This window comes from Saccharothrix saharensis (genome assembly GCF_006716745.1).
GTDB classification, from domain to species: Bacteria; Actinomycetota; Actinomycetes; order Mycobacteriales; family Pseudonocardiaceae; genus Actinosynnema; species Actinosynnema saharense.
In genome coordinates this window covers 449202-471392 of record NZ_VFPP01000001.1, presented here as the reverse complement: position 1 = coordinate 471392, position 22191 = coordinate 449202, and the positions used below count along the sequence as shown (strand labels likewise).

The window sequence follows — 22191 nt, the reverse complement described above, 5'->3', positions numbered from 1 at the left end:
GGGGTGAGCGACTACGACGTGTTCCTCGCCGACTGCCCCGCCCGCACGACCCTGGAGGTCGTCGGGCACACCTGGTCGGTGGTGGTCGTCGTCGCCCTCGGCGACGGACCGCTGCGCTACGGCGAACTGCTGGACCGCATCGGCGGCATCAGCAACAAGATGCTGACCCAAACCCTGGCCCGCCTGCGCAGCAACGGCCTGCTGACCAGCGACGACGGCTGGCACACCCTCACCGCCCTCGGCCACTCGCTCCTCACCCCGGTCCGCGCGCTCGCCGCCTGGGCCGAGGAACACACCGGCGACCTCCTCGACGCCAGGCACGCAGCCGCCACCCACCCCACCACCGACCGCACCCCGAACCCCACCGCGTCCGATCCCAGCCAACCCGATCCGAGCCAACCCGACCACGACCGGCTCGACGCAACGGGCCCGACCGATCCCCGACCGATCCACCACTCCGGCACGCGACCCGCCGCACAGCGCCACCACACCCAGGCCGATCCGCTCGACATCCGGCAGCACGCGATGGGGTCGGGCGCCGCCGCGGGGTGAGCCGGGCGGTGACGGTGAGAACCGCATCGCACGGAAGCGAGCCGGCGCCGAGGGCTCGTGGGCATCGATGGCCGCACGGCAGGACACGGGAGAGCGGTGGCGCGGCCCCGAGCGTGCGCACCCTGGCGAGCAGGTGCCCGCTGGTCGTGCCTGATCAACGCGCGCAGGTGCGTTCGGGCCCGGCTGGCGGCCACCTCCGAGTGGGCTGCCCGGGCGGCGGCATCCCGAGGCCGGGGCGCCGTGGTGGGCGTGCCGGTGAGGGGCGGCGTCCGGCGGGGCACGAGGGCGGGGGTTGGTTGGCGGCCTCGTTGTTTCAACCGACGTCCGAGGGCGATAGTAACGGTGTTATCGACGACAGTCGGGGGCAGGTTCACCCGATCGGGGAGCTAGCCGTTGGCAAAGCCGCAGGTCAACAGAGTGCACGAGGAACCGATCGGTTCCCGGGACTGCGCGATCATGTGCGCATGACCCGCATCTCCGTCGTCACCGGCGCGAACCAGGGCCTGGGTTTCGCCCTCGCCGAAGGCCTCGCCCACCGCGCCGCCCCCACCGACGTCGTCTACCTCACCGGCCGCGACGCCGGACGCGTCACCGATGCGGCCGCCGCGATCGGCCACGACGCCATCCGCACCGCGGTGCTGGACGTCAGCGACGCGCAAGCCGTCACCGCCTTCGCCGACGACCTGCGCGAACGCCACGGCGGAGTGGACGTCGTGCTCTCCAACGCCGCCGCACGCCTCACCCCCGGCGCGTCGTGGGGCGAGCAGGTCGGCCCGTTCGTCGACACCAACAACCTCGGCACCTCCCACATCCTCCGCGCCTTCACGCCCCTGCTGCGCCCCGGCGGCGCGTTGCTCGTCGTCGCCAGCTCCTTCGGCACCCTGCGGCAACTCCCCCGCCCCCTGCACGAGCACTTCGCGCCGGACGCCTCGCTGGACGACGTCGACGCCACGATGCTGGCCTGGCGCGACGCGGTGCTCGACGGCACGGCCGCCGGTCGGGGCTGGCCGGACTGGATCAACATCCCGTCCAAGGTCGGACAGGTCGCGGCGGTGCGCGCGGTCGCCGCGCGGCGTCGGGAGGCGGACGCGGAGACCGGCACGCTCATCGCCGCCGTCTGCCCCGGCCTGGTCGACACCGACGCGTCCCGCCCGTGGTTCTCCGACATGAGCGGCGCGGCCAGTCCGGCGGAGGCGGCGAAGCCGCTGCTCGACCTGGCGCTCGGCGCGCGCCGCCCCGAGCACTACGGCGAGCTGGTCCAGTTCGGCCGGGTGCTGCGCTGGTCGTGAGGTACGGCGGCGAGCAGGGTGCGCGTGTAGTCGTGCCGCGGTGACAGCAGGACCTGTTCCACCGCGCCCTGCTCGACCAGCTCGCCCCGGTACATCACGGCGACCCGGTCGGCGATCGTCCACGCCAACCCCAGGTCGTGGGTGATCACCAGCGCGGCGAGGTCCAGCTCGCGGCGCAGCCTCAGCAGCAGCGCCAGGATCTCGCCGCGCACGGACGCGTCCAGCGACGCCACCGGCTCGTCCGCCACCAACAACCGCGGCCCCAGCGCCAACGCGCCCGCGATCACCACGCGTTGGCGCTGGCCCCCGGACAGCTCGTGCGGCAACGACGGGAAGAACAGCTCCGGCGGGCGCAGCTCGGCCTGCGACAACGCCTCGGCGACCCGCGCGGACTCGTCGCCCTCCACCCGGTGGATCCGCAGACCTTCCGCGACGGCCTCGTACACCGAGTGGCGGGGGTTCAGCGCGCTCGTCGGGTCCTGCAGCACCAGCTGCACCTGCCGCCGATAGGCGCGCAGACCGGCCGTCGACCGGGGGAGTTCGACGCCCTCGAACAGCACCCGGCCCGCGGTCGGTTCCTGCAGGCCGAGCAGCGTGCGGGCCAACGTGGTCTTGCCCGAGCCGGACTGGCCGACCAGGGCGACGATCTCCCCGGCCCGCACCTCCAGGTCCACCCCGGCCACGGCCTCCGTCCCGCCGAACGACACCCGCACGCCCTCCGCGCGCAGCAGCACCGGCCCGTCCGGGGCGACCTCCGACGGCGTCACCTGCCGTGACGCCGGATCGCCCACGGTCGGGAACGCCGCCGCCAACGCCTGCGTGTGCGGGTGGGTCGGCGACGTGATGACCTCCCGCGCCGGACCCTCCTCCACCACCTGCCCGTGCCGCATCACGACCAGCCGGTCGCACGTCGACGCCAGCACCGACAGGTCGTGGCTGATCATCACCAGCCCGATGCCCCGCTCGGCCACCAGCCGCTTGAGCACGGCCAGCACCTGCGCCTGCACGACCACGTCCAGCGCGGTCGTCGGTTCGTCGGCGATCACCAGGCGCGGCTCGCACGCCAGCGCCATCGCGATCATCACCCGTTGCTTCTGCCCGCCCGACAGCTCGTGCGGGTAGGCCCGGGCCGCGCGGGCGGGCAGCTCGACCTGGTCCAGCAGCTCCGCCACCGACCCGGTCACGCCGTGCAGCCGCATCGGCTCGGCGATCTGCTCGCCGACCCGGTGCACCGGGTTCAACGCGTGCATCGCGCCCTGGAACACCACCGACGCCGCCGCCCACCGCACCGCCCGCAGCCTGCCCCACGACATGCCCCGCACGTCCTCGCCGTCGAGCAGCACCCCGCCCTCGACGCGCGCGGTGCGCGGCAGCAGCCGCAGCACCGACATGGCCACGGTCGACTTGCCGCACCCCGACTCGCCGGCCAGCCCCAGCGTCTGCCCCGCCTCCAGACCGAGCGACACCGACCGCACGGCCGTCACCTCGCCGCGCGCGGTCCGGTAGTGCACGCTCAGGTCCCGCAGTTCCAGCAGGCCGCTCACCGCTCCCCCTTCAGCCGCGGGTTGAGCACCGTCTCCAGGGCCCGCCCGCACAGCGTGAACGCCAGCACCACGAACACCACGCCCAGCCCGGGCGGGATGAGGAACCACCAGGCCCGCTGCGACACCGCGCCGTGCATGTTCGCCGCGTGCAGCAGCGATCCCCACGACACGCGCGTCGGGTCGCCCAGCCCCAGGAACGACAGGGTCGACTCCGACACGATCGCGCTGGCCACGGTCAACGTCGTGTTCACGAACACCAGCGGCAGCACCGCGGGCAGCACGTGCCGCCCGATCACGTGCCCGTGCCCGCCGCCCAGCGCCCGCGCCCGCTCGATGAACGGACGCGCCTCCACCGCCAGCGTCTGCGCGCGCACCAGCCGCGCCGTCGCCGGCCACGACGTCACCCCGATCGCCAGCACGATCGTGCCCAGCCCGCGCGGCAGCACGGTCGACAGCGCGATGGCCAGCACCAACGACGGCAGCACCAGGAAGAAGTCGGTGAAGCGCATCAGCACCGCCGACACCCACCCGCCGAAGTGCGCCGCCGCGATCCCGACCACGGTGCCGATCAGCACCGACAACACCGTGGCCGCGAGCCCCACGACCAGCGAGATCCGGGTGCCCCACCACGTCAGCAGCAGCACCGAGCGCCCGTTGTGGTCGGTGCCCAGCCAGTGCGACGCCGACGGCGGCTCCCACGGCCGCGCGGTCACCCGCGTCACGTCCAGCCCCGACGCGTCGGTCACCCACGGCGCCAGCACCGCGAGCAGCACGATCACCGCCAACCCGACCAGCCCGACCAGGCCGCCGCGCTGGGAGGCGAACTCCCGCCACGTCGCCCGCGCCGCGGCCCGCCGCCGCTGCCACACGATCGCCGTCACGCCGCACGCACCCTCGGGTCCAGGACCCGGTACAGCAGGTCCGCGAACACGTTCATGGTGATCACCGCTCCCGCCAGCACCACGAACGTGCCCTGCAGCAGCGGCAGGTCCGGTCCGGTCAGCGCCTCGTAGGTCAGCAGCCCCAGCCCGGGCCACGAGAACACCGTCTCCACCGTGATCGCCCCCGACACCACCAGCCCCAGGTGCAGGAACACCAGCGTCACCGTCGGCAGCAACGCGTTGGGCACGGCGTGCCGCCGCCGCACCAGGTCGTCGCGCAGCCCCTTGGCGCGCGCCGTGGTCAGGTAGTCCGCGTGCATCTCCTCCAGCAACGACGACCGCATCACCAGCAGGTACTGCGCGTAGACGACCGCGATCATGGTCAGGCACGGCAGCACCATGTGGTGCGCGACGTCCACCGCCTGCGACAGGAAGTCCGGCGGCGTGTCCGGGTAGCGCATGCCGCCGCTGGGGAACAGGTCTCCGGTGGCCAGCGACAGCAGCATGCCCAGCCAGAACGTCGGCATCGCCCACTGCGCCAGCGCCAGGCCGGTGGAGATCCGGTCCGACCGCGACCCGCGCCGCCACGCGCCCCGGATGCCCAGCCACAGGCCGATCACCACGGCCAGCACGGTGGACGTGCCGGTGAGCAGCACGGTCGGCCACAGCCGTTCGCCGATCAGCTCCAGCACCGGCCTGCTGTAGACGTAGGACGTGCCGAAGTCGCCGCGCACGGCCGCGGCCAGGTAGTCCACGAACTGCTCGGTCAGCGGCTTGTCCACGCCCAACCGGGCGCGCAGCTCGGCGAGCTGGTCGTCGGTGACCGGGCGGCCCCGCGTCATCGCGACCACGGGGTCGCCCGGGATGACCCGGAACAGCAGGAACCCCAGCGCCACCACGAACAGCAGGCTGACCAGCGCGCCGCCGACCTTGCCCGCCAGGTGCCGGATCACTCGCGGTCCTCCGCGCGCTGCCCGCGCCGCCGACCCAGCAGCCACACGGCGCCGACCAGCACGACCACCGCGCCGCCCACCACGCCGAGCACGAGCCCGGTGGTGGAGCCGGCCGACTCGCCCGCCGACGCCGCCGGTGTCGCGCCGTAGTACCCCCACACGCCGTTCTGCGCCATGATCACGCCGCCCGGGTCGGGCTGCACGGGGAACGAGGCGAACTTGTCGCTGCGGTAGGCCTCCAGCGCGTTGTCGTAGCCCAGCACCACGGCGGGCACCTGGTCGTAGAACCGCTGCTGCATCCTGCGCACGAGCTCGCGCCGCTTGGCCGGGTCGAACTCGGCGCGCTGCTGCGCGTAGAGGGCGTCGTACTCCGCGTCGCAGAAGAACGTGTCGGTGGTGCCGCCCTTGCCGTCGGCGTTGGGCCGCTGGCCGCAGGTGTGCAGCGACAGGATGAAGTCCGGGTCGGGGTTGGTGCCCCAGCCGGAGAACTGGAGGTCGAACGTGCCGGCGGTGCCGGACTCGTTGAGCTGGTTGTCCGACACGATCTGCACGTCCACCACGATGCCCAGGTCGGCCAGGGACCGCTTGACGAACTCGGCGGTCTGCTCGTCGTAGGCGCGGCTGGCGTGACCGAGCAGCCGCAGTTCCATGCGCCTGCCCTCGGGCGAGACGCGGATGCCGTCCGCGCCGCGCGCGTACCCCGCCCGGTCCAGTTCGGCGTTGGCCGCGGCCGGGTCGTAGGGGCGCACCGACTCGGGCGTGAAGTGGTAGTCGGCGAACACCGGCGGGATCGGGCCGGTGCCGCGCTGCGCGTAGCCGCCGTTGACCTTGGCGATGATCGCGTCCAGGTCCAGCGACTGGGCGATGGCGCGGCGCACCACGACGTCCTTCAACGCCGGGTGCCCGTCGCCGATCGGCTCGCCGGTGCGCGTCGCCGCGCCCGAGTTGATCACGATCTCGTTGAACCGGCGGCCCTGCGCCTGGTTGCGCGTGATGCCGTCCTTGTCCTTGAGCGAGTCGAACTGCGCCGGCCCCATCCGGTTCACCAGGTCGACCTCGCCCTTGCCCAGCGCCTGCACGGCGGCGTCGGAGGTCTTGTAGTAGGTGAAGGTCAACTCGTCGTACTTGGGCGCGCCGCGCCAGTAGTCCTTGTTGGCCTTGAACCGGATGAACTCGTTGGCCCGGTACTCGGTCAGGACGAACGGCCCGCTGCCCACCACGGGCGTCTGGTCGTTGCGGTACTCGCCGATGTCGGTGACCTCCGACCACACGTGCGCGGGCACGATCGGCACGTCCAGCGCCAGCATGGTCGCCTGCGGCTGCTTGGTCCTGATCACCAGCGTGCGGTCGTCGGTGGCGGTGACGGACTCGAAGTCGGCGGTGAAGCTGCCGTTGGCCGTCGCGGCGACCTCGTCGCGCATCATCAGGTCGTAGGTGAACGCCACGTCCTTGGCGGTGACGGGCTGCCCGTCGGACCACTTCTTGCCCTCCGGCACGTGGAACGTCCACGTCAGCCGGTCCGCCGAGGACTCCCAGCGGTCGGCCAGGCCCTCCACCGGGCGCTGGTCCTTGACGTCGTAGGCGGTCAGGTAGTCGTACATCAGCCTGCCGACCTCGGTGCCCGCCTGGAACACCGACAGGAACGGGTTGAGCGAATCCACCTGCTGGGTGATCGCCACCCGCAGGGTGACCGCCTGTTGCGCGTGCGCCGGTACGGGCGCGAGCAACACCACCAATGCCATCGCCGCCGTGACCGCGCCGAACCGCCGGATACCCACAGTGACCGCCTCCCGCCCGTGAGTGGAAGTCAAGAAGTAACCACTACGTTGTGGCGCGCGTCAAGAACCGACATCGGCTCGGTACGGTGAACGCATGCGGATCTTGATCTCGGCGGACATGGAGGGGGCGACCGGCGTCACGTGGACCGCCGACGTCGTCCCGCAGACCGAGCAGTGGCAGCGGTTCCGACGGCTGTTCACCGGTGACGTCAACGCCTGCGTCGCGGGCCTGCGCGCGGGTGGCGCCACCGACGTGCTCGTCAACGAGGCGCACAACTCCCAGCGCAACCTGCTGCTCGAGGACCTCGACCCGGGCGCGCGGCTGCTGACCGGCCGGCACAAGCCGCTGTCGATGATGCAGGGCGTCGACTCCGGTGTGGACGGCGTGGTGTTCCTCGGCTACCACGCGGGCGCGGGTCAGGAGGGCGTCCTCGCCCACACCTACCTGGAGAACTCGATCACCGGCGTGTGGCTCGACGGCGTACCCGCGAGCGAGGGCAGGCTCAACGCCGCGCTGGCCGCCGAGCACGGCGTGCCCGTCCTGCTGGTGACCGGCGACGACAAGGCGTGCGACGACGCCCGCGACTACGCGCCCGACGCCGCGCTCGTCGCCGTCAAGGAGTGCGTGAGCCGCTACGCCGCCGTCTGCGCGCCCCCGCAGGTGACCTCCGAGCTGATCACGGCGGCCGCCGAGGCCGCCACGGGCCGCGCCGGACGGGGGCGGGGCGCCGTCGCGCCACACCACGTCGAGGTGGAGTTCGACGCCACCCACCTGGCCGCCGCCGCGGCCGTGGTACCCACCGTGGAGCAGGTCGCACCACGCCGGGTCGGGTTCGACGCCGAATCCATGACGTCGGCGATGCAGGCGTTCAAGGTCGTCACGGCGATCGCGGCGGGAGCGGTGGAGGGCATCTATGGCTGAGGACGTCGTCGACCTGTGCGCGGCGCTGCTGCGCTTCGACACCACCAACCACGGCGGCGGTGAGTCCGCGGGCGAACGCGAGGCCGCCGAGTTCGTCGCCGCGCACTTGGACGCCGTCGGCGTGCCGGCCACCGTGCTCGAACCCGCGCCCCGCCGCGGCAACGTCCTGGCCCGCGTGCCCGGCACCGAACCCGACCTGCCCGCGCTGCTCGTGCACGCGCACCTGGACGTGGTGCCCGCCGACGCCGCCGAGTGGAGCGTGCCACCGTTCGCCGGGATCGAGCGCGACGGCTACCTGTGGGGCCGCGGCGCGGTCGACATGAAGGACATGATCGCCATGGTGCTGGCCGTGCTCGGCACCTGGTCGCGCGAGGGGCGACGGCCGCGCCGCGACATCGTGCTGGCGTTCGTCGCCGACGAGGAGGACCGCGGCGCGCACGGCGCGCACTGGCTGGTCGACCACCACGCCGACTTCTTCGCGGGCTGCACCACCGCCATCGGGGAGTCCGGCGGCTACTCCCACCCCGTCGGCGACCGGCGCGTCTACCCCGTCGGCACCGCCGAGCGCGGCACCTCCCACCTGCGGCTCACCGCCACCGGGCGGGCCGGGCACGGCTCGCGGCGCAACGACGACAACGCCGTGGTCAAACTGCTCGCCGCGCTCGCCCGGGTCGGCGCCATCGAGCACCCGGTCCGGCTCACGCCGACCGTGCGGGCGTTCATCGAACGGGTCGGCGCCGCGCTGGACGTGCCGGTCGACCTGGCCGACGTCGACGCCACCATCGCCCGGTTCGGCCCCGCCGCCCGCCTGGTCGAGAACACCATCCGCACCAGCGCCACGCCGACCGTGCTCAAAGCCGGCTACAAGGTGAACGTGATCCCCGGCAGCGCCACCGCCGAGTTGGACGTGCGCACCCTGCCCGGCGCCGTGGACGACCTGATGGCGTCGATCGACGCCGCGCTCGGCCCGGACGTGCGCCGCGAGTTCCTCGCCGACGAGCCACCCGTGCAGGCCCCGGTCGACTCGCCCTGGTTCGACGCCATGGCCGCCGCGCTGCGCGCCGAGGACCCCGAAGCGGTCGTCGTGCCCTACTGCATGGGCGGCGGCACGGACGCCAAGGCGTTCAGCCGGTTGGGCATCGACTGCTACGGCTTCGCGCCGCTGTCCCTGCCGGCCGGCTACGACTACCGCGCCATGCCCCACGGCGTCGACGAGCGCGTGCCCGTGGAAGGGCTCCGGTTCGGCGTCCGCGTGCTCGACCGGTTCCTCTCCTCGTGACCGCCTCACCCGATCGGGTCGTTGAGCTTCCCCCAGGTCGACGTCCGCCGGCCTGCGCCTGTCCGCCGGGGTCGGGGCCGAGCACTTCCCGATCTCCGACGGCCGGGCCCGCGACCGGAACACCGCGACCGCTACCGGCCCGGGTCGGTGATCTCGCGCAACCGGGCGAGCGCGTCGAGCAGCGCCGCCATCCGCGGCCTGCCCAGGTGCGCGGTCCACTCCCGCTCCACGTCGGCGGCCGCGGCCAGGCACACCGGGATCGCCGCGCGGCCGCGCCCGGCGACCCGGATCAGCCGGGCCCGCGCGTCGGTCGGGTCCGGGCCGCGCTCCACGTACCCGGCGCGTTCGAGCTGGTCGACCAGGAAACCGGCGGTCTGCTTGGTGATCCGCGCGGCCTCCGCCAGCTCCGTCAGCCGCGACCCGTCGCGGTCGATCCGGTGGAACACCCGGGCCTGTGCGGGCGTCACGTCGTCGAACCCCGCCGCCGCCAGGGCGGCGAACACCCGGTTCTCCAGCTCGCGGTGCGGCAGGTACAGCAGCAGGCCGAGGTCGTCGGGCACGTCACTCCTTGACATCGGTCAGAGAAGTTGATCACCCTAGCGTGTCCGGCCGGCCGGGTGGCCGCGTTGACCGAAGCTGCTGTGCGTCACCGAAGTGCCCGAGCCGCCCCAGGTCGACCGACGCTCACGGACGCCGCGCCAGCCGGACGAGCTTGAGCGCCAGGTGCAGCTCCAGCCGCGCGCCGCCGTCGGACAGGTCCCGGCCGGTCAGCTCGGCGATCCGGCCCAGCCGGTAGTACAGGCTGGTGCGGTGCAGGTGCAGCCGTTGCGCCGCCACCCGCACCTCGCAGCCGCAGTCCAGGTACACCTCCAACGTCCGCAGCAGCACGTCGGACAACCCGGCCAGCACCTCGTCCGGCGCCGCGCCGAGCAGCAGCCGGTACGCGCCCAGCTCCGACCACCGCACCAGGTCGGGCAACGCCGGGTCCAGCCGCGCCAGCTCCGCCGCCGCCAACGCCTGCCGGTACGCCGCACCCGCCCGGTCCGGCGGGTGCGCGTCGCTCACCCCGACGTGCCCCGGCAGGTCCGGCAGGGCGTCGCCCGCGGGCACCGTGCGCACCACCCGCGGCTCCAACGCCACCACCACCCGCACCGGCGTCCGCTCACCCGCGGGCACCCGTGCCGCCAACGCCGCCAGCCGCTCACCCAGGTCCAGGTCCGGCACGTCACCGAGCACCCACAGGTAGCCGACCAGCACCCCGTTGTGCCGCAGCGGGAACCCGACCCGCTGCTGGAACCCCAACGCGGCGTTCGGCGGCACCCGGACCGGGCCCGCCGCGGTCGCGATGCCGTGCTGCTCCTGCCACGCGGCGACGTCCGCCGGCACCCGCCGGGTCAGGATCGCCCGCACCCGCGCCGGGTCCACGTCGTCGGTCTGGGCGCTGTGCGCGACCACCCGGCCCGCCACGTCGTCCAGCGACACGCCCCGGCCCAACACGCGGGACAGCTCGTCCAGCAGCTCCTGCATTCCGACAACTGTAGGAACAACTCCAGTCCCCGGACGGTCGCCCCACCCGCCGCCGACGCCCTAGCGTGCTCGGTCGTGACCAACAGCAGGATCGCACCCTGGGCCTCACCGCGGGCGCAACGCCGGCTCGCCGACGTCGAAGCCTCCGTCGCCGCCGACCTGACCGCCGCCGGCGTCGCGGACACCGTCCGCAAGGCGCTCGACGCGCACGCCACCCAGGTCGACGACGACGGGATCGTGCTCTACGCGGGCACCAACGTGCTCAGCCCCGCCGCCGCGGCGGCCCTGCGCGCGTCGGTGTCCAGCCGGCCGAGCATGGGCTGGCCCGGCGAGAAGTACCAGGTCGGCCTGGACCACCTGGACACCCTCGAAGTCCTCGCGCCGATGCTCGTCGCCGAGCTCATGGAAGGCCGGTTCGCCGAGGTCCGACTGCAGAGCGCCACCCTGGCCAACCTCGCCGTCTACACCGCGTTCGCCCGCGCCGGCGACAAGATCGCGGTGCTGCCCGAGTTCGCCGGCGGCCACGCCAGCCACCACGCCCAGGGCGTGCCCGCGATCCGCGGCCTCACCGTCGTCGACCTGCCCTACCTGCCCGACGAGCTCGACCTCGACTACGACAAGCTGCCCGGCTTCCTCAAGGTGCACCGGCCCCGGATCGTGGTGATCGGCGCGAGCCTCATGCTGTTCCCGCACGACGTCGCCGCCGTGCGCGCGGCGGCCGACGAGGTCGGCGCGATCCTCGTCTACGACGCCTCCCACATGGCCGGGCTCGTCGCCGGCAGGGAGTTCCAGCGGCCGCTGCACGAGGGCGCGCACCTGATGACGTTCTCCACCTACAAGTCGTTCGGCGGCCCGTCCGGCGGTTGCGTCGTCACCCGCGACCCCGACCTGGCCGAACGCGTCTCGAACGTCGCCTACCCCGGCATGCTCGCCAACTACGATGCCGGACGCCTGGGCGCGCTCGCCGTCACCGCCGCCGAGCTGGCCGAACGCGGACCCCACTACGCGCGTGCGTGCATCGCCAACGCCCAGGCGCTCGGCCACGCGCTGGCCGACAACGGGTTCGACGTCGCCCGCCACGACGGCGTGTTCACCCGCTCCCACCACCTCGCGATCGACGCCCTCACCCTCGGCGGCGGCGACGCGGCGGCCGTGCTGCTCGGCGAGGCGGGCGTCTACCTCAGCGGCATCGGCCTGCCGTGGCAGCGCATCGACGAAGGGCTGCGCGGCCTGCGCATCGGCACCCAGGAGATCACCCGCCGGGGCTTCACGCCCGAGCACCAACCCGCCGTCGCCGCCCTCCTGCGCCGCGCCCTGATCGACCGCGAACCGCCCGAACGCGTCCGTGCCGACGCCGTCGCCCTGCGCCGGGAGGTCAACGCCACCGCCGGGTAGGTCGGCCGGCGGTGGCGTCGAAGCGGTGGCCCGAACTCGACCGCCCGTCATCGAGGACCGGAGCTGTCCTCGATGACCGCTAGCGTGGGGTCGTGATCGAGACGCTGACGACCCGGGCGTTGAGCCGGGCCACCCTGCACCGCCAGTACCTGCTCGACCGGGTGGACCGGCCCGCCGAGGACGTGGTGGAGCACCTGGTCGGGATGCAGGCGCAGGAGCCGTTCTCGCCCTACTACGGCCTGTGGTCGCGCATCCGCTCGTTCCGGCCGGACGTGCTCGCCGCCCTGCTGCTGGACCGGCGCGTGGTCCGGGCGTCGCTGCACCGCGCCACGATCCACCTGGTCACCGCCGCCGACCACGGCCGGTTCGAACCGCTGCTGCGACCGTTCCTGCACCGCCGGTTCGCGTCCTCGCCGTTCGGGTTCGTGCTGGACGGCCTGGACCCGGACGACTTCGCCGAAGCCGTCACCGCGCTGCTGGAGGAACCGCGCACCCGGCGCGAGATCGGCGACCTGCTCGGCGCGCGGTGGCCCGACCGAGACGCCAACGCGCTGGGGTACGCGGGCAGCTTCCTCGTGCCGACCGTGCAGGTGACGCCCCGCGCGGTCTGGGGACGGTCCGGCGCGGCGAAGTGGACGACCGCCGCCCGCTGGCTCGCCGCCGCCGGACCCGCCGCGCCCGTGCAGGAGTTCGTGCGCCGCTACCTGGCCGCGTTCGGACCCGCGTCGGTCAAGGACGTGCAGACCTGGGCGGGCATGAGCCGCCTCAAGCCCGTGGTCGAGGCGATGGACCTGCGCGTCTTCACCGACGAACGCGGCCGCACCCTGTACGACCTGCCCGACGCGCCCCGGCCCGACCCCGACACGCCCGCCCCGGCGCGGTTCCTGCCCGAGTTCGACAACGTGCTGCTCGGCCACGACGACCGCACCCGCGTCATCTCCGACGAGGACTACCGGCGCGGGATCATCATCGGCGGCAAGCCGACGCTGCTGGTCGACGGCTTCGTGCAGGGCACGTGGAAGATCGCCGACGATGGGCTCGACCTCGACGTGTTCCGGCCGCTGACCCGCGCGCAGAAAGCCGACGTGGAAGCCGAAGGCGCCCGGTTGTTGCAGTTCGCGGGTGTCGAGGGGGAGGTCCGCCTCTAGTTTTGGACGATCGTCCAGTACGATCGTCCAATGACGGTTCGCGAACGGCTGCTGCACGCGGCCACGGAACTCATCGCCGAGAAGGGCTGGGGCGCGGTCAGCACCCGGATGCTCGCCGAGCGCGCCGGCGTCGGCTCCGGCGTCGTGCACTACCACTTCGACTCCACCCAAGCGGTGCTCGTGCAGGCCGCCGTCGGCGCGCTGCGGACCGCCGTGGACGGCCTCGCCTCCGTGCTGGACCAGGCCGACACGCCGTACGACGCGTTGGAGCTGCTGCTCGGCGCGTTGGACGGGCACGGCGGGCAGGAGCTGTTCACCGAGACGTTCCTCGCTGCCACCCGCAACGACGAGCTGCGCCACGCCGTGGCCGAGGTGCTCGTGCAGTTCCGCCGCACGCTGGCCGCGTGGCTGGCGTCCCGAGACGTGCCGACCCCGGTCGAGACAGCCGCCGTGCTGGCCGCCGCCGTGGACGGCGTCCTGCTGCACCGCGCCCTGTCACCCGACCTGTCCGCGGCCGTCGTCGTGCCCGTCCTGGGGCGGGTGCTGCGGTGAAGGTGCTGATCAGCGGCGCGGGGATCACCGGGCTGGCGCTCGCCCACCGGGCGGGGGCGCTCGGGCACGAGGTCGTCGTGCTGGAGCGGGCCACTCGGCCGCGCACCAGCGGCTACATGATCGACTTCTTCGGGCCGGGCTACGACGCGGCCGAGCGGATGGGCGTGCTGCCGCGTCTGCTGGAGCTGGGCTACCGGGTCGACGAGGCCGCCTACGTCGACCCGAGCGGACGGCGGGTGGCGGGACTGCGGTTCGACCGGCTGGCCCGCGCGGTGGACGGGCGGCTGGTGAGCGTCATGCGGCCCGACCTGGAGCGCGCGTTCCGCGAAGACCTGCCCGCCGGCGTGGAGCTGCGGTTCGGCGCCCGCGTCGTCGGCGTCGAGGACGGCCCGACCGGCGTCGACGTGCGGCTGGCGGACGGCACGACGGTGTCCGGAGATCTGCTCGTCGGCGCGGACGGCGTGCACTCCGCGGTGCGCCGGCTCGTGTTCGGCGACGGGCACGTGCGGTACCTGGGCTTCCACACCGCGGCATTCACGTTCGACGATCCGTCGGTGCACGCGCTGGTGGCCGACCGGTTCTGCGTCACCGACACCGTCGGCCGCCAGGTCGGCTTCTACGGGCTGCGCGACGGGCGGGTGGCGGCGTTCACCGTGCATCGGACGCCGTCGCCGGACCTGCCCAACGATCCGCGCGCGGAGGTCGTGCGGACGTACGGGTCGCTGGGGTGGGTCGTGCCGAGGGCGTTGGCGCGGTGCCCGGAGGACATCTACTACGACCAGGTCGCCCAGGTGGAGCTGCCGCGGTGGTCGTCCGGGCGGGTGGTGCTGGTGGGTGACGCGTGCGGCGCGGTGTCGTTGCTGGCCGGGCAGGGAGCGTCGCTCGGCATCGGCGGCGCGTACGTGCTGGCCGGCCACCTGGACGACCTGGCCGGGTACGAACGCGCGTGGCGGCCCGTGGTGCAGGAGAAGCAACGGGTGGCCCGGTCCGGTGCGCGCTGGTTCCTGCCCGAGTCGCCATGGCGGCTGCGGGCGAGGCGCGTGGCGATGAGGCTGTCGACCCTGCCCGGCGTCGACCGCGTGGTGGCCACGCGCCTGGTGGGCAAGCCGGTCGTGCTCGGCTGAGTTCGTGGAACGGCGGGGAGAACACCGCGGCACGGCCCTGCGATCACGAGATGACGGACGTACCGCGGGCCGCACCCGAGGTGTCGTGGACCAGGTCCGCGGTGGGTGCGGAGGTCGTCGGTGTGCTGTCCGCCGTGGCCGTGGCCGGTGTCGCCCTGTACGGGGTCGTGGTCAGCGGCTCGTGGTGGCTGTCGGTGATCATCGGCGGATGCGGTGCGGTGGCGGTCCTGGTCGTGGTGGGCATGGCCGTCTCCGTCGAACACCGGTGCACCCACTGGGCCTGCGCCGAAGCCACCCGGCGGTCAGCGGCCACGCGATCGGTGATCGTGGACCCGACCACCCGCGCCTGGGCCGTCATCCACTGACCTCTGGTCGTTGCGGACCGGCCGCCCGCAGCGCGTCCAGCTCCGCTTGCAGCCGGTCGAGCTGGCTCTCCGCGCGTTCGGCGCGGACCAGCGTCTGGGCGCGGGCCTGTTCCAGGGCGTCGAGGCGTTCCCGGGCGGCGCGTTCGACCTGGTCGAGCTGCGCTCGGTGGGCGTCGCGCTGGTCGGTCAGCTCGGCTCGGGCGCGGTCGAGTTCGGCGCGGGCGTCGTGGGCGGACTGCTCGGCGCGTTCGGCCTTGACCCGTGCCTCGTGCGCGGCGTCGGCTTCGGCGCGGGCGGCGGCCTGTGCCTGCTCGATGCTCGCCTTGGCCTCGGTGACGGCCTGGTCGACGCGGGCCCGTGCTTCGGCCCGCGCCCGGTCGACCTGGGCCTGGGCGTCCCGGCGGGCTTGGTCGATCCGGGTTTGTGCGTCCGCCCGGACCTGCTCGGCTTCGCGCACGGCCTGCCGGCGGGCTTGTTCGGCGTGCGCGACCGCATCGGCTTTCGCCTGGTCCACCTGTGCCTGGGCGTCCCGCCGGATCTCTTCCACCGCCGCCCCGGCCTCCACGCGGATGGCGGAGATCTCCTGCTCGGCCCGGAGAACGGCGGCGTCGGCCTCGGCCCGTGCGGCGTCGCGCTGTTCGTAGGCGGAGGCGGCGTCGAGCTCAGCCTGTTCGGCGGCACGCACCGCGTCCTCGGTCGTCGCCTCGGCGGCCTGCCGTGCCTGCTCGGCGTCCCGCCGCCGCCGTTCCGCCTTCGCGACCGTCGCCTCCGCCTCGGCGACCCGCCGCGCCGCCTCCGCCTCGACTGCCTGCACCTGGCTCTCGGCCACGCTCGGGTCGGCGATCGCGGACAACTCGGCCACGGCACCGGTCAGCGTGGTCGACAACTGCTCCGTCAACACCCGGAACCGCTCCAACAACTCTTCAGCCCTGATCTTGCCCGCGGTGATCCCCTGCGGGCCTTTCGTCACGGTGACGACCTCCTGCTCGCCCTCCGCTGCCTGTGCCAGCCGCTGCCTTTCCCGCCATGCCCGCCACCGGGTGTGTTCCGGCAGGTCGCAGTACTCGGCCGGCCTACCCGGTCCACCTCCTCGGATCACCGGTCGCGTACAGCCGGGGTAGTTGCAGGTCAGCGCAGAGCTCTCGGTCGTCGGCACGGCAATATCGTAGCAGAGTTACGTTTTTACAAACGTTACTGGGCACAACGCAACGCTATCGACGGGTGAGAGGCTGACTTCCGATAAGTGAACCTTATCGGAAGTCAGCATGGTGATCGGTTCCGTGCCGGACCTCGTGGCGCGCAGAGCAGCACCGATCACGCCGACGGGACGGGCCGGTCCTCTGCGGCGGCCACTTGGTCGGCCGGGCCGATGCCGAGGACGTCGCACGAGAGCCGGGTGCGGGAAACCAGGCGGTGGACCCGGGAGCGTCCTAGATGATCACCCGTTCGGTTGATGCGGATGCGCTCGCGCACGCACCACTGTTGGCGCGTACCTCGTTTGTGGAGAACCCCAAGCGCAAGGAGCGCCTCGTGGTGGATCAAATTCGCACCATCGGCAAGTGGATCTCGGTCGATCCGAACACGCCCGAGATGAAGCTCGACGGTCTGGGCAGCGATCACATCAAATGGGGCGTCCCGGCCACGGGTGACCCGAACGCCGGGCGGAGCGAGTACGAGTTCACCGGCGCCCTCGCTCACACGAAACACGACGGCAGCAACAAGTTCGAGGTCACGCTGGGCACGTTCACGCACCACAACTACGTGATCTTCATGGGGCAGCAAACGGAATTCCAGGCGACTCTCGAGATCGACATCGAGTTCAAGGACGACGGCACCAAGCACAAGTGCACCGTCGCTTTCTCTCACGTCGAAACCGTCAACTCGCCCGGCTACGTGGACGACAAGGTCAAATTGCCGGAGGTCTCCGGCAACGAGATCGTGCACATCGAAGGTGTCGAGTACAAGGTATCGATCGTGGGTTTCCTGGTGGGCGGTCACGGCGAACCGCTGCCCCAATTCCTCAGCGCCGAGGGCAGGCACAACGAGGCCGACATCATCGCCAGGTTCGAGCGGACGAACCCGTTGGTCGGTGGCTGAACCGCGTGGATCTCTTCTCACGCTCGTGGACGGCGTTGCGGGAAGCGGTGGCCGGGTTGGCGGACGAGGACTTCGAGCGGCCGTCGGGGTGTGTCGGCTGGCTGGTGCGGGACCTGGTGTGCCACCTCGTCATCGACGCCCAGGACGTGCTGATCACCCTGGTGACGCCGGCCGGAGGTGAGCCGACGCGGGACGCGGTCACCTACTGGAACGTGACCTCGACGCCGCCGTCCGGTGAGGACCCGCTGGACGCGTTGACCGTCCGGCTCGCCGCCGCCTACGGCGAACCGCGGCTGCTGAAGTTCCACCTCGACGACGTCGGCGCCGCGGCGGGACGGGCCGCCGACCTCGCCGACCGCACGGCCCGTGTCGGCACGCGCGACGAAGTCCTCACCGCGGGCGACTACCTGTCCGCGTACGTCATGGAGTGGACGTTGCACCACCTCGACCTGGTCGCGCACCTCCCCCACGCGCCCCGCCCGCCCGTCGAAGGCCTCGCCGGAGCGCGAGCCATGCTGGAACGGATCGCGGGCGAGGCGTTCCCGGCGTCCTTCTCCGACACCGACGCGCTGCTGGTCGGCACCGGACGGCGCGCGCCCGCGGACGCGGAAGTGGCCGAGCTGGGCGGGTTGGTCGCGCGTTTGCCGTTGGTGCTGGGCTGATCGGGCGAGTTCCGCGGGTCACCGGCCGGGGTAACCGGCGGATCACCCCGTGGGAAAGGATGGCCCGCATGATCGTCCCCTTGGACCTCACCGACGACGAGACGGTGAAGGCCGTGCACCGGATCGCGCAGTTGTCGTACGCGGTCGAGTCGGAGTTGATCGGCAGCACGGCGATACCCGGGCTGCACGAGTCGGTGGACGACATCCGCACGCTGCCGCTGCGGTGGCTCGGCGGGTACGTCGACAACGACCTGGTGGCGTTCGTCGGGTTCACGAAGGTCGACGGCGTGCTGGACATCGACCGGCTGTGCGTGGCGCCGAGCCACTTCCGGCTCGGGTTCGCCAGACGCCTGGTGGAGCAGGTGCTGGCCGAGGGCGGGCTGGCGATCGTGTCGACGGGTGCGGCGAACGCGCCCGCCATCGCGTTGTACGAGGGCCTGGGGTTCCGGTTGGTCGACACGGTGGTGGTGGAAGGCGGGCTGCGGATCGCCCAGTTCGGGCATCCCGGGTTGATCTAGCGGGGCGGGTCCTGCCTGCGGACGCGATCTAGGACGTTTCCTGTCCTACTCGGCTCCTACGGTCGACACCGTGACCGAGATCCGAGAGTTCCGCATCGCCGTGCCGCAGACCGACCTGGACGACCTCGCCGACCGGCTCGCCCGGGCCCGCTGGGTGGAGTCGCTGCCCGGTGAGGGGTGGCAGCGGGGTGTGCCGGTGGACTACCTGCGGGAGTCGGCCGAGTACTGGGGTGGCGGGTTCGACTGGCGGGCGCACGAGGCGCGGCTGAACGCGTTCCCGCAGTTCATCACCGAGGTTGACGGGCTGGACGTGCACTTCCTGCACGTCCGCGCCGAGAACCCGGACGCGTTGCCGTTGTTGCTGGTGCACGGGTGGCCGAACACGTTCGTCGAGTTCGTGGACGCGTTGGGGCACCTGCGGGACTTCCACGTCGTCGTGCCGAGCATCCCGGGGTTCGGGTTCTCCGGGAAGCCGACCGGGCCGTTCGACGTGGCCCGCGCGGGCCGCATGTTCGCCGGGTTGATGGCGCGGCTGGGGTATGGGCGGTACGGGGTGCAGGGCGGTGACCTCGGCGCGTACATCGCGCCGGAGGTGGCGAAGGCCGCGCCCGGGCACGTGGTGGGCGTGTTCGTGAACGGCGGTCTGGGGTTCCCGACCGAGGAGGACCTGCCGGCGTTGACCGAGGACGAGCGCGAGGTCTACTGGCAGGTGCGGGAGTGGGCCGGTGCCGGGGTGGACCACCACGCGTTGCTGCGGGCCGCGCCGCAGACCTTCGCGTCGGGGTGGCACGACTCGCCGGTGGCGTTGCTGGCGTGGTTGCTGCAGAAGTTCCAGGAGTTCACCATCACGGTGGACTCGCCGGAGCAGGCCATCGACCGTGACCTGCTGCTGGTCAACGCCACGTTGTACTGGCTGACCGGCACGGCGGGGTCGTCGTCGTGGTTCATGTACGACACCGAGCGGTTCGCGTGGCCGGAAGGGCAGGGGCTGGTGCCGACGGGCGTCTACAGCGGTCCTCCCGCTATCCGGCGGCTGGCCGAGCGGCACAACGACATCGTGCACTGGCCGGCGGCCAAGCCGGGCGGGCACTTCGTGGCGCTGGAGGTGCCCGGGTTGTTCGCCGGTGAGGTGCGCGAGTTCTTCGGGAAGGTGCGGTGAACCCGGTGATCGGCCGGCGGTTGCGGCGGCACTCGCTGCTGGAGCCGTCGACCGACCCGGTCGCGGTGGTGCGGGCGATGTGCGGCGCGCACGCGCAGGTGATGTCGGCGGCGGAGTTGTCGATCGGGCTGCGCACGACGCTGACCCGGCAGCAGGTGCGGGACGCGGTGTGGGTGGATCGGACGTTGGTGAAGACGCGAGGGCCGCGCGGCACCGTGCACCTGCTGCCCGCGGCCGACCTGCCGATGTGGACGGGCGCGTTGTCGCGGTTGCCGCACCGGTCGCGGCTGCTGACCGAGGAGCAGTCCGAGCAGGTCGTGGCGGCGATCGCGGAGGCGTTGCGCGACGCGGAGCTGACCGGTGACGAGTTGACCGGGGAGGTGGTCGCTCGCACCGGTCCTTGGGCGGGTGAACGGGTGATGGAGGCGTTCGGCGGGACGCCGTGGCCGCGCTGGGTGGAGGCGATGGGCACGGCGTCGAACCGGGGCGCGATGTGCTTCGCGCCGAACAAGGGCCGCAAGACCGCCTACACCAGCCCGCAGCGGTGGTCGCCGGGGTTCACCCCGGACGAGGCCGGCGATGTGGAGTTGCTGCACGCCTACCTGCGGTCCTACGGGCCGGCGACGCCGGCGCACTTCGCGAGGTGGTTGGCGGCGCCGAAGCGGTGGGTGGACGGGGTGTTCGCCCGGGCCGATGTGGAGCAGGTCGAGGGCGGCTGGGTGGTGCGCGGCGACACGGCGTGGCCGGACGAGCCGCCGGGCGGGGTGCGGCTGCTCCCCTACTTCGACGCGTACGTGGTGGGCAGCCACCCGCGTGAGGTGGTGTTCCCGGGGCGGGCGTACGAGCGGGCGTTGTCGGGCGGGCAGGCCGGGAACTTCCCGGTGGTGCTGGTCGACGGCCTGGTGGCCGGGGTGTGGCACCAAAAGCGGTCGGGTCGGCGGATCGTGGTCACGGTGGAGCTGTTCAAGGCGTTGTCGCGGGCGCGGTCGGCGGAGCTGGAGCGGGAGGTGGTGCGGCTCGGCGGGTTCCTGGAGGGGCGGCCGGAGCTGACCGTCGGCCCGGTGTCGGTCGGCGGGCACGCCTGACTCCTCTGATCGTTGGTCTGGCCAACAAGTGGGTAGACTGCGGTCGCATGGAGACCTCGGGCGCGCCCCAGCGGCTGCGCGGGACGACCAGTTGGCTGCTGGGGCAGACCACCACGCACGCGCACCGGCTCGTGTCGGAGGCGTTGGGCGCGGTGGGCGCGCGGCGCTACCACTACTCGCTGCTGGCCGCGTTGGACGAGTTCGGTCCGGCCAGCCAGGCCGACCTCGGCCGGCGTGGCGGGTTGGACCGCAGCGACGTGGTGGCCACGCTGAACGAGCTGGAGGGCAAGGGGTTCGTCGAGCGTCGCCCCGACCCCGGCGACAAGCGCCGCAACATCGTGACGATCACCCCGGCGGGGATGGCCCACCTGCGGCACCTGGACCGGGTTCTGGGGCAGGCTCACGAGTCGTTGCTGGCGCCGTTGTCGGCGGCCGAGCGGGAGGAGCTGGCGCGGATGCTCAACGCGGTCCTGGAGCACCACGGATGACCGGGTCGATGCGGGCGGTCGTGCTGAGCGGGCCCGGTCCGGTGGAGAACCTGGCCGTGGCGGAGCCGCCGGTGCCGCAACCGCCGCCGGGGTGGGTGCGGGTGCGGGTGGGTGCGTTCGGCCTGAACCGTTCGGAGCTGCACACCCGGCTGGGCCGGCCGACGGCGTCACGTTCCCGCGCGTGCCGCGCGAGGTGCTGATCCCGTTCGACTCGGACCTGCCGTGGGCGGTGCCGGAGACGTTGCGGACCGCGTACGGCGGGGAGAGCTCGGACCTGCCCGCCGAGGTGCTGCAGCGGTTCCTGGACCGGGTCGCGGGCGGTGAGGTGTCATGGGGCCCGACGGCGGCCTACCGGTTGGACGACATCCGGCAGGCGCACGACGACCTGGAGCACGGGCGGCGGGTCGGCGAGCTGGTCGTGGTCGTCTGAGAATTTCCCTCGGTGCCGTGTCGATGTGGTGCCCCGCCGTTCGTGTAGGGGGTGCGGAGGTTCCGCGACCTGTGAGGAGCACGAGATGACCCAGTACCTGATCAGCGTGATCGAGCCGACCGGTTACGGCATCCCCGAGCCGGAGGTCCTGGAGAAGATCATGGAGGACGTCCAGGCGGTGGACGCCGACATGCGGACGGCCGGTGTGTGGGTGTTCGCGGGCGGTCTGCACGCGCCGGAGACGGCGACCACGTTGCGCCCGCAGGACAACGGCGAGATCGCCGTGACCGACGGCCCGTTCACCGAGAGCAAGGAGCACATCGGCGGGTTCAACATCATCGACGTGCCGGACCTGGACGCGGCGCTGGAGTGGGGCCGGCGGATGAGCGTGGCGTGCACGCTGCCGGTGGAGGTGCGGCCGTTCCAGGACTTCGTCGTTTGAC

25 protein-coding genes are annotated in these 22191 nt (G+C 72.7%); 18 read left to right on the top strand and 7 right to left on the bottom strand.

The features are described from left to right. Positions 1–3 precede the first annotated feature (3 nt). Together FHX81_RS01530 and FHX81_RS01525 are read left to right on the top strand one after the other, a co-directional pair. Positions 4–552, top strand: a complete 549-nt coding sequence (locus FHX81_RS01530) for a winged helix-turn-helix transcriptional regulator (RefSeq protein WP_141974859.1) — start codon at positions 4–6, stop codon at positions 550–552. A gap of 464 nt (positions 553–1016) precedes the next feature. Beyond that, entirely contained in the window at positions 1017–1841 is an 825-nt protein-coding gene (locus FHX81_RS01525; RefSeq protein ID WP_141974858.1) for an SDR family NAD(P)-dependent oxidoreductase, read from the top strand. Here FHX81_RS01525 and nikE read toward each other — a convergent pair. The 4 genes from nikE to FHX81_RS01505 are packed head-to-tail and all read right to left on the bottom strand — an operon-like array spanning position 1796 to position 6961. Beyond that, a complete protein-coding gene (gene nikE / locus FHX81_RS01520; RefSeq protein WP_141974857.1) occupies positions 1796–3385 on the bottom strand; it encodes a nickel ABC transporter ATP-binding protein NikE in 1590 nt (529 codons plus the stop codon). The two genes, FHX81_RS01525 and nikE, sit on opposite strands and share 46 nt — an antisense overlap. Then, on the bottom strand, positions 3382–4266 hold the full coding sequence (locus FHX81_RS01515; protein ID WP_141974856.1) for an ABC transporter permease: 885 nt from the start codon (positions 4264–4266) through the stop codon (positions 3382–3384). Before FHX81_RS01515 ends, nikE begins: the two co-directional genes overlap by 4 nt. Further along, the gene (locus tag FHX81_RS01510) at positions 4263–5264 is read right to left on the bottom strand and encodes an ABC transporter permease (RefSeq protein ID WP_141974855.1); all 1002 of its coding nucleotides are present in this window, start codon (positions 5262–5264) and stop codon (positions 4263–4265) included. The genes FHX81_RS01515 and FHX81_RS01510 overlap by 4 nt, the downstream gene beginning before the upstream one ends. Then, a complete protein-coding gene (locus FHX81_RS01505) occupies positions 5216–6961 on the bottom strand; it encodes an ABC transporter substrate-binding protein (protein ID WP_425473871.1) in 1746 nt (581 codons plus the stop codon). The genes FHX81_RS01510 and FHX81_RS01505 overlap by 49 nt, the downstream gene beginning before the upstream one ends. 130 nt (positions 6962–7091) lie before the next feature. Between FHX81_RS01505 and FHX81_RS01500 the strand changes: the two genes are divergently transcribed. Both FHX81_RS01500 and FHX81_RS01495 read left to right on the top strand, forming a co-directional pair. Continuing rightward, positions 7092–7919 carry a M55 family metallopeptidase gene (locus FHX81_RS01500; RefSeq protein ID WP_141974853.1) on the top strand — a complete coding sequence of 276 codons (828 nt, stop codon included), beginning with the start codon at positions 7092–7094 and terminating at the stop codon, positions 7917–7919. Beyond that, on the top strand, positions 7912–9198 hold the full coding sequence (locus FHX81_RS01495; RefSeq protein ID WP_141974852.1) for a M20/M25/M40 family metallo-hydrolase: 1287 nt from the start codon (positions 7912–7914) through the stop codon (positions 9196–9198). Before FHX81_RS01500 ends, FHX81_RS01495 begins: the two co-directional genes overlap by 8 nt. 131 nt (positions 9199–9329) lie before the next feature. Here the strand turns inward: FHX81_RS01495 and FHX81_RS01490 are convergent, their stop codons facing one another. Further along, positions 9330–9758 (bottom strand): MarR family winged helix-turn-helix transcriptional regulator, encoded by a 429-nt coding sequence (locus FHX81_RS01490; RefSeq protein ID WP_246107566.1) that lies wholly within the window; start codon positions 9756–9758, stop codon positions 9330–9332. Positions 9759–9882: 124 nt separating this feature from the next. Next, the gene (locus FHX81_RS01485) at positions 9883–10725 is read right to left on the bottom strand and encodes a helix-turn-helix domain-containing protein (protein ID WP_141974850.1); all 843 of its coding nucleotides are present in this window, start codon (positions 10723–10725) and stop codon (positions 9883–9885) included. A 75-nt stretch (positions 10726–10800) separates the two neighbouring features. On the opposite strand from FHX81_RS01485, the gene FHX81_RS01480 reads away from it, so the two are divergent. From FHX81_RS01480 to FHX81_RS01460, 5 genes are all read left to right on the top strand, one after another. Then, complete coding sequence (locus tag FHX81_RS01480) at positions 10801–12120, top strand: DegT/DnrJ/EryC1/StrS family aminotransferase (protein WP_141974849.1); 1320 nt, start codon at positions 10801–10803, stop codon at positions 12118–12120. 92 nt (positions 12121–12212) lie between these two features. Continuing rightward, entirely contained in the window at positions 12213–13268 is a 1056-nt protein-coding gene (locus FHX81_RS01475; RefSeq protein ID WP_342787152.1) for a winged helix DNA-binding domain-containing protein, read from the top strand. A gap of 30 nt (positions 13269–13298) precedes the next feature. Next, complete coding sequence (locus FHX81_RS01470) at positions 13299–13820, top strand: TetR/AcrR family transcriptional regulator (protein ID WP_141974848.1); 522 nt, start codon at positions 13299–13301, stop codon at positions 13818–13820. Continuing rightward, entirely contained in the window at positions 13817–14944 is a 1128-nt protein-coding gene (locus FHX81_RS01465; RefSeq protein ID WP_141974847.1) for an FAD-dependent monooxygenase, read from the top strand. Before FHX81_RS01470 ends, FHX81_RS01465 begins: the two co-directional genes overlap by 4 nt. A 50-nt stretch (positions 14945–14994) precedes the next feature. Beyond that, positions 14995–15309: a hypothetical protein gene (locus FHX81_RS01460; RefSeq protein ID WP_141974846.1), complete on the top strand. Its 315-nt coding sequence runs from the start codon at positions 14995–14997 to the stop codon at positions 15307–15309. Here the strand turns inward: FHX81_RS01460 and FHX81_RS01455 are convergent. After that, positions 15299–16279, bottom strand: coding sequence for a hypothetical protein (locus FHX81_RS01455; RefSeq protein ID WP_246107565.1), 981 nt, complete (start codon positions 16277–16279; stop codon positions 15299–15301). The genes FHX81_RS01460 and FHX81_RS01455 overlap by 11 nt on opposite strands. A 464-nt stretch (positions 16280–16743) precedes the next feature. On the opposite strand from FHX81_RS01455, the gene FHX81_RS01450 reads away from it, so the two are divergent. From FHX81_RS01450 to FHX81_RS01415, 9 genes are all read left to right on the top strand, one after another. Beyond that, a complete protein-coding gene (locus FHX81_RS01450; RefSeq protein ID WP_141974845.1) occupies positions 16744–17406 on the top strand; it encodes a choice-of-anchor K domain-containing protein in 663 nt (220 codons plus the stop codon). A gap of 5 nt (positions 17407–17411) precedes the next feature. Then, entirely contained in the window at positions 17412–18068 is a 657-nt protein-coding gene (locus FHX81_RS01445; protein ID WP_141974844.1) for a maleylpyruvate isomerase N-terminal domain-containing protein, read from the top strand. A gap of 68 nt (positions 18069–18136) precedes the next feature. Continuing rightward, positions 18137–18586: a GNAT family N-acetyltransferase gene (locus tag FHX81_RS01440; protein WP_170231880.1), complete on the top strand. Its 450-nt coding sequence runs from the start codon at positions 18137–18139 to the stop codon at positions 18584–18586. A gap of 70 nt (positions 18587–18656) precedes the next feature. Continuing rightward, positions 18657–19745 (top strand): epoxide hydrolase family protein, encoded by a 1089-nt coding sequence (locus tag FHX81_RS01435; RefSeq protein WP_211363346.1) that lies wholly within the window; start codon positions 18657–18659, stop codon positions 19743–19745. After that, the gene (locus tag FHX81_RS01430; protein ID WP_246107564.1) at positions 19742–20830 is read left to right on the top strand and encodes a winged helix DNA-binding domain-containing protein; all 1089 of its coding nucleotides are present in this window, start codon (positions 19742–19744) and stop codon (positions 20828–20830) included. The genes FHX81_RS01435 and FHX81_RS01430 overlap by 4 nt, the downstream gene beginning before the upstream one ends. A 47-nt stretch (positions 20831–20877) precedes the next feature. After that, positions 20878–21318, top strand: coding sequence for a MarR family winged helix-turn-helix transcriptional regulator (locus FHX81_RS01425; RefSeq protein ID WP_141974842.1), 441 nt, complete (start codon positions 20878–20880; stop codon positions 21316–21318). Then, complete coding sequence (locus FHX81_RS41700; RefSeq protein ID WP_246107563.1) at positions 21315–21518, top strand: hypothetical protein; 204 nt, start codon at positions 21315–21317, stop codon at positions 21516–21518. Before FHX81_RS01425 ends, FHX81_RS41700 begins: the two co-directional genes overlap by 4 nt. Next, positions 21500–21748 carry a zinc-binding dehydrogenase gene (locus FHX81_RS41695; RefSeq protein WP_246107562.1) on the top strand — a complete coding sequence of 83 codons (249 nt, stop codon included), beginning with the start codon at positions 21500–21502 and terminating at the stop codon, positions 21746–21748. Before FHX81_RS41700 ends, FHX81_RS41695 begins: the two co-directional genes overlap by 19 nt. Before the next feature lie 85 nt (positions 21749–21833). Next, on the top strand, positions 21834–22190 hold the full coding sequence (locus tag FHX81_RS01415; RefSeq protein ID WP_141974841.1) for a YciI family protein: 357 nt from the start codon (positions 21834–21836) through the stop codon (positions 22188–22190). Position 22191 lies beyond the last annotated feature (1 nt).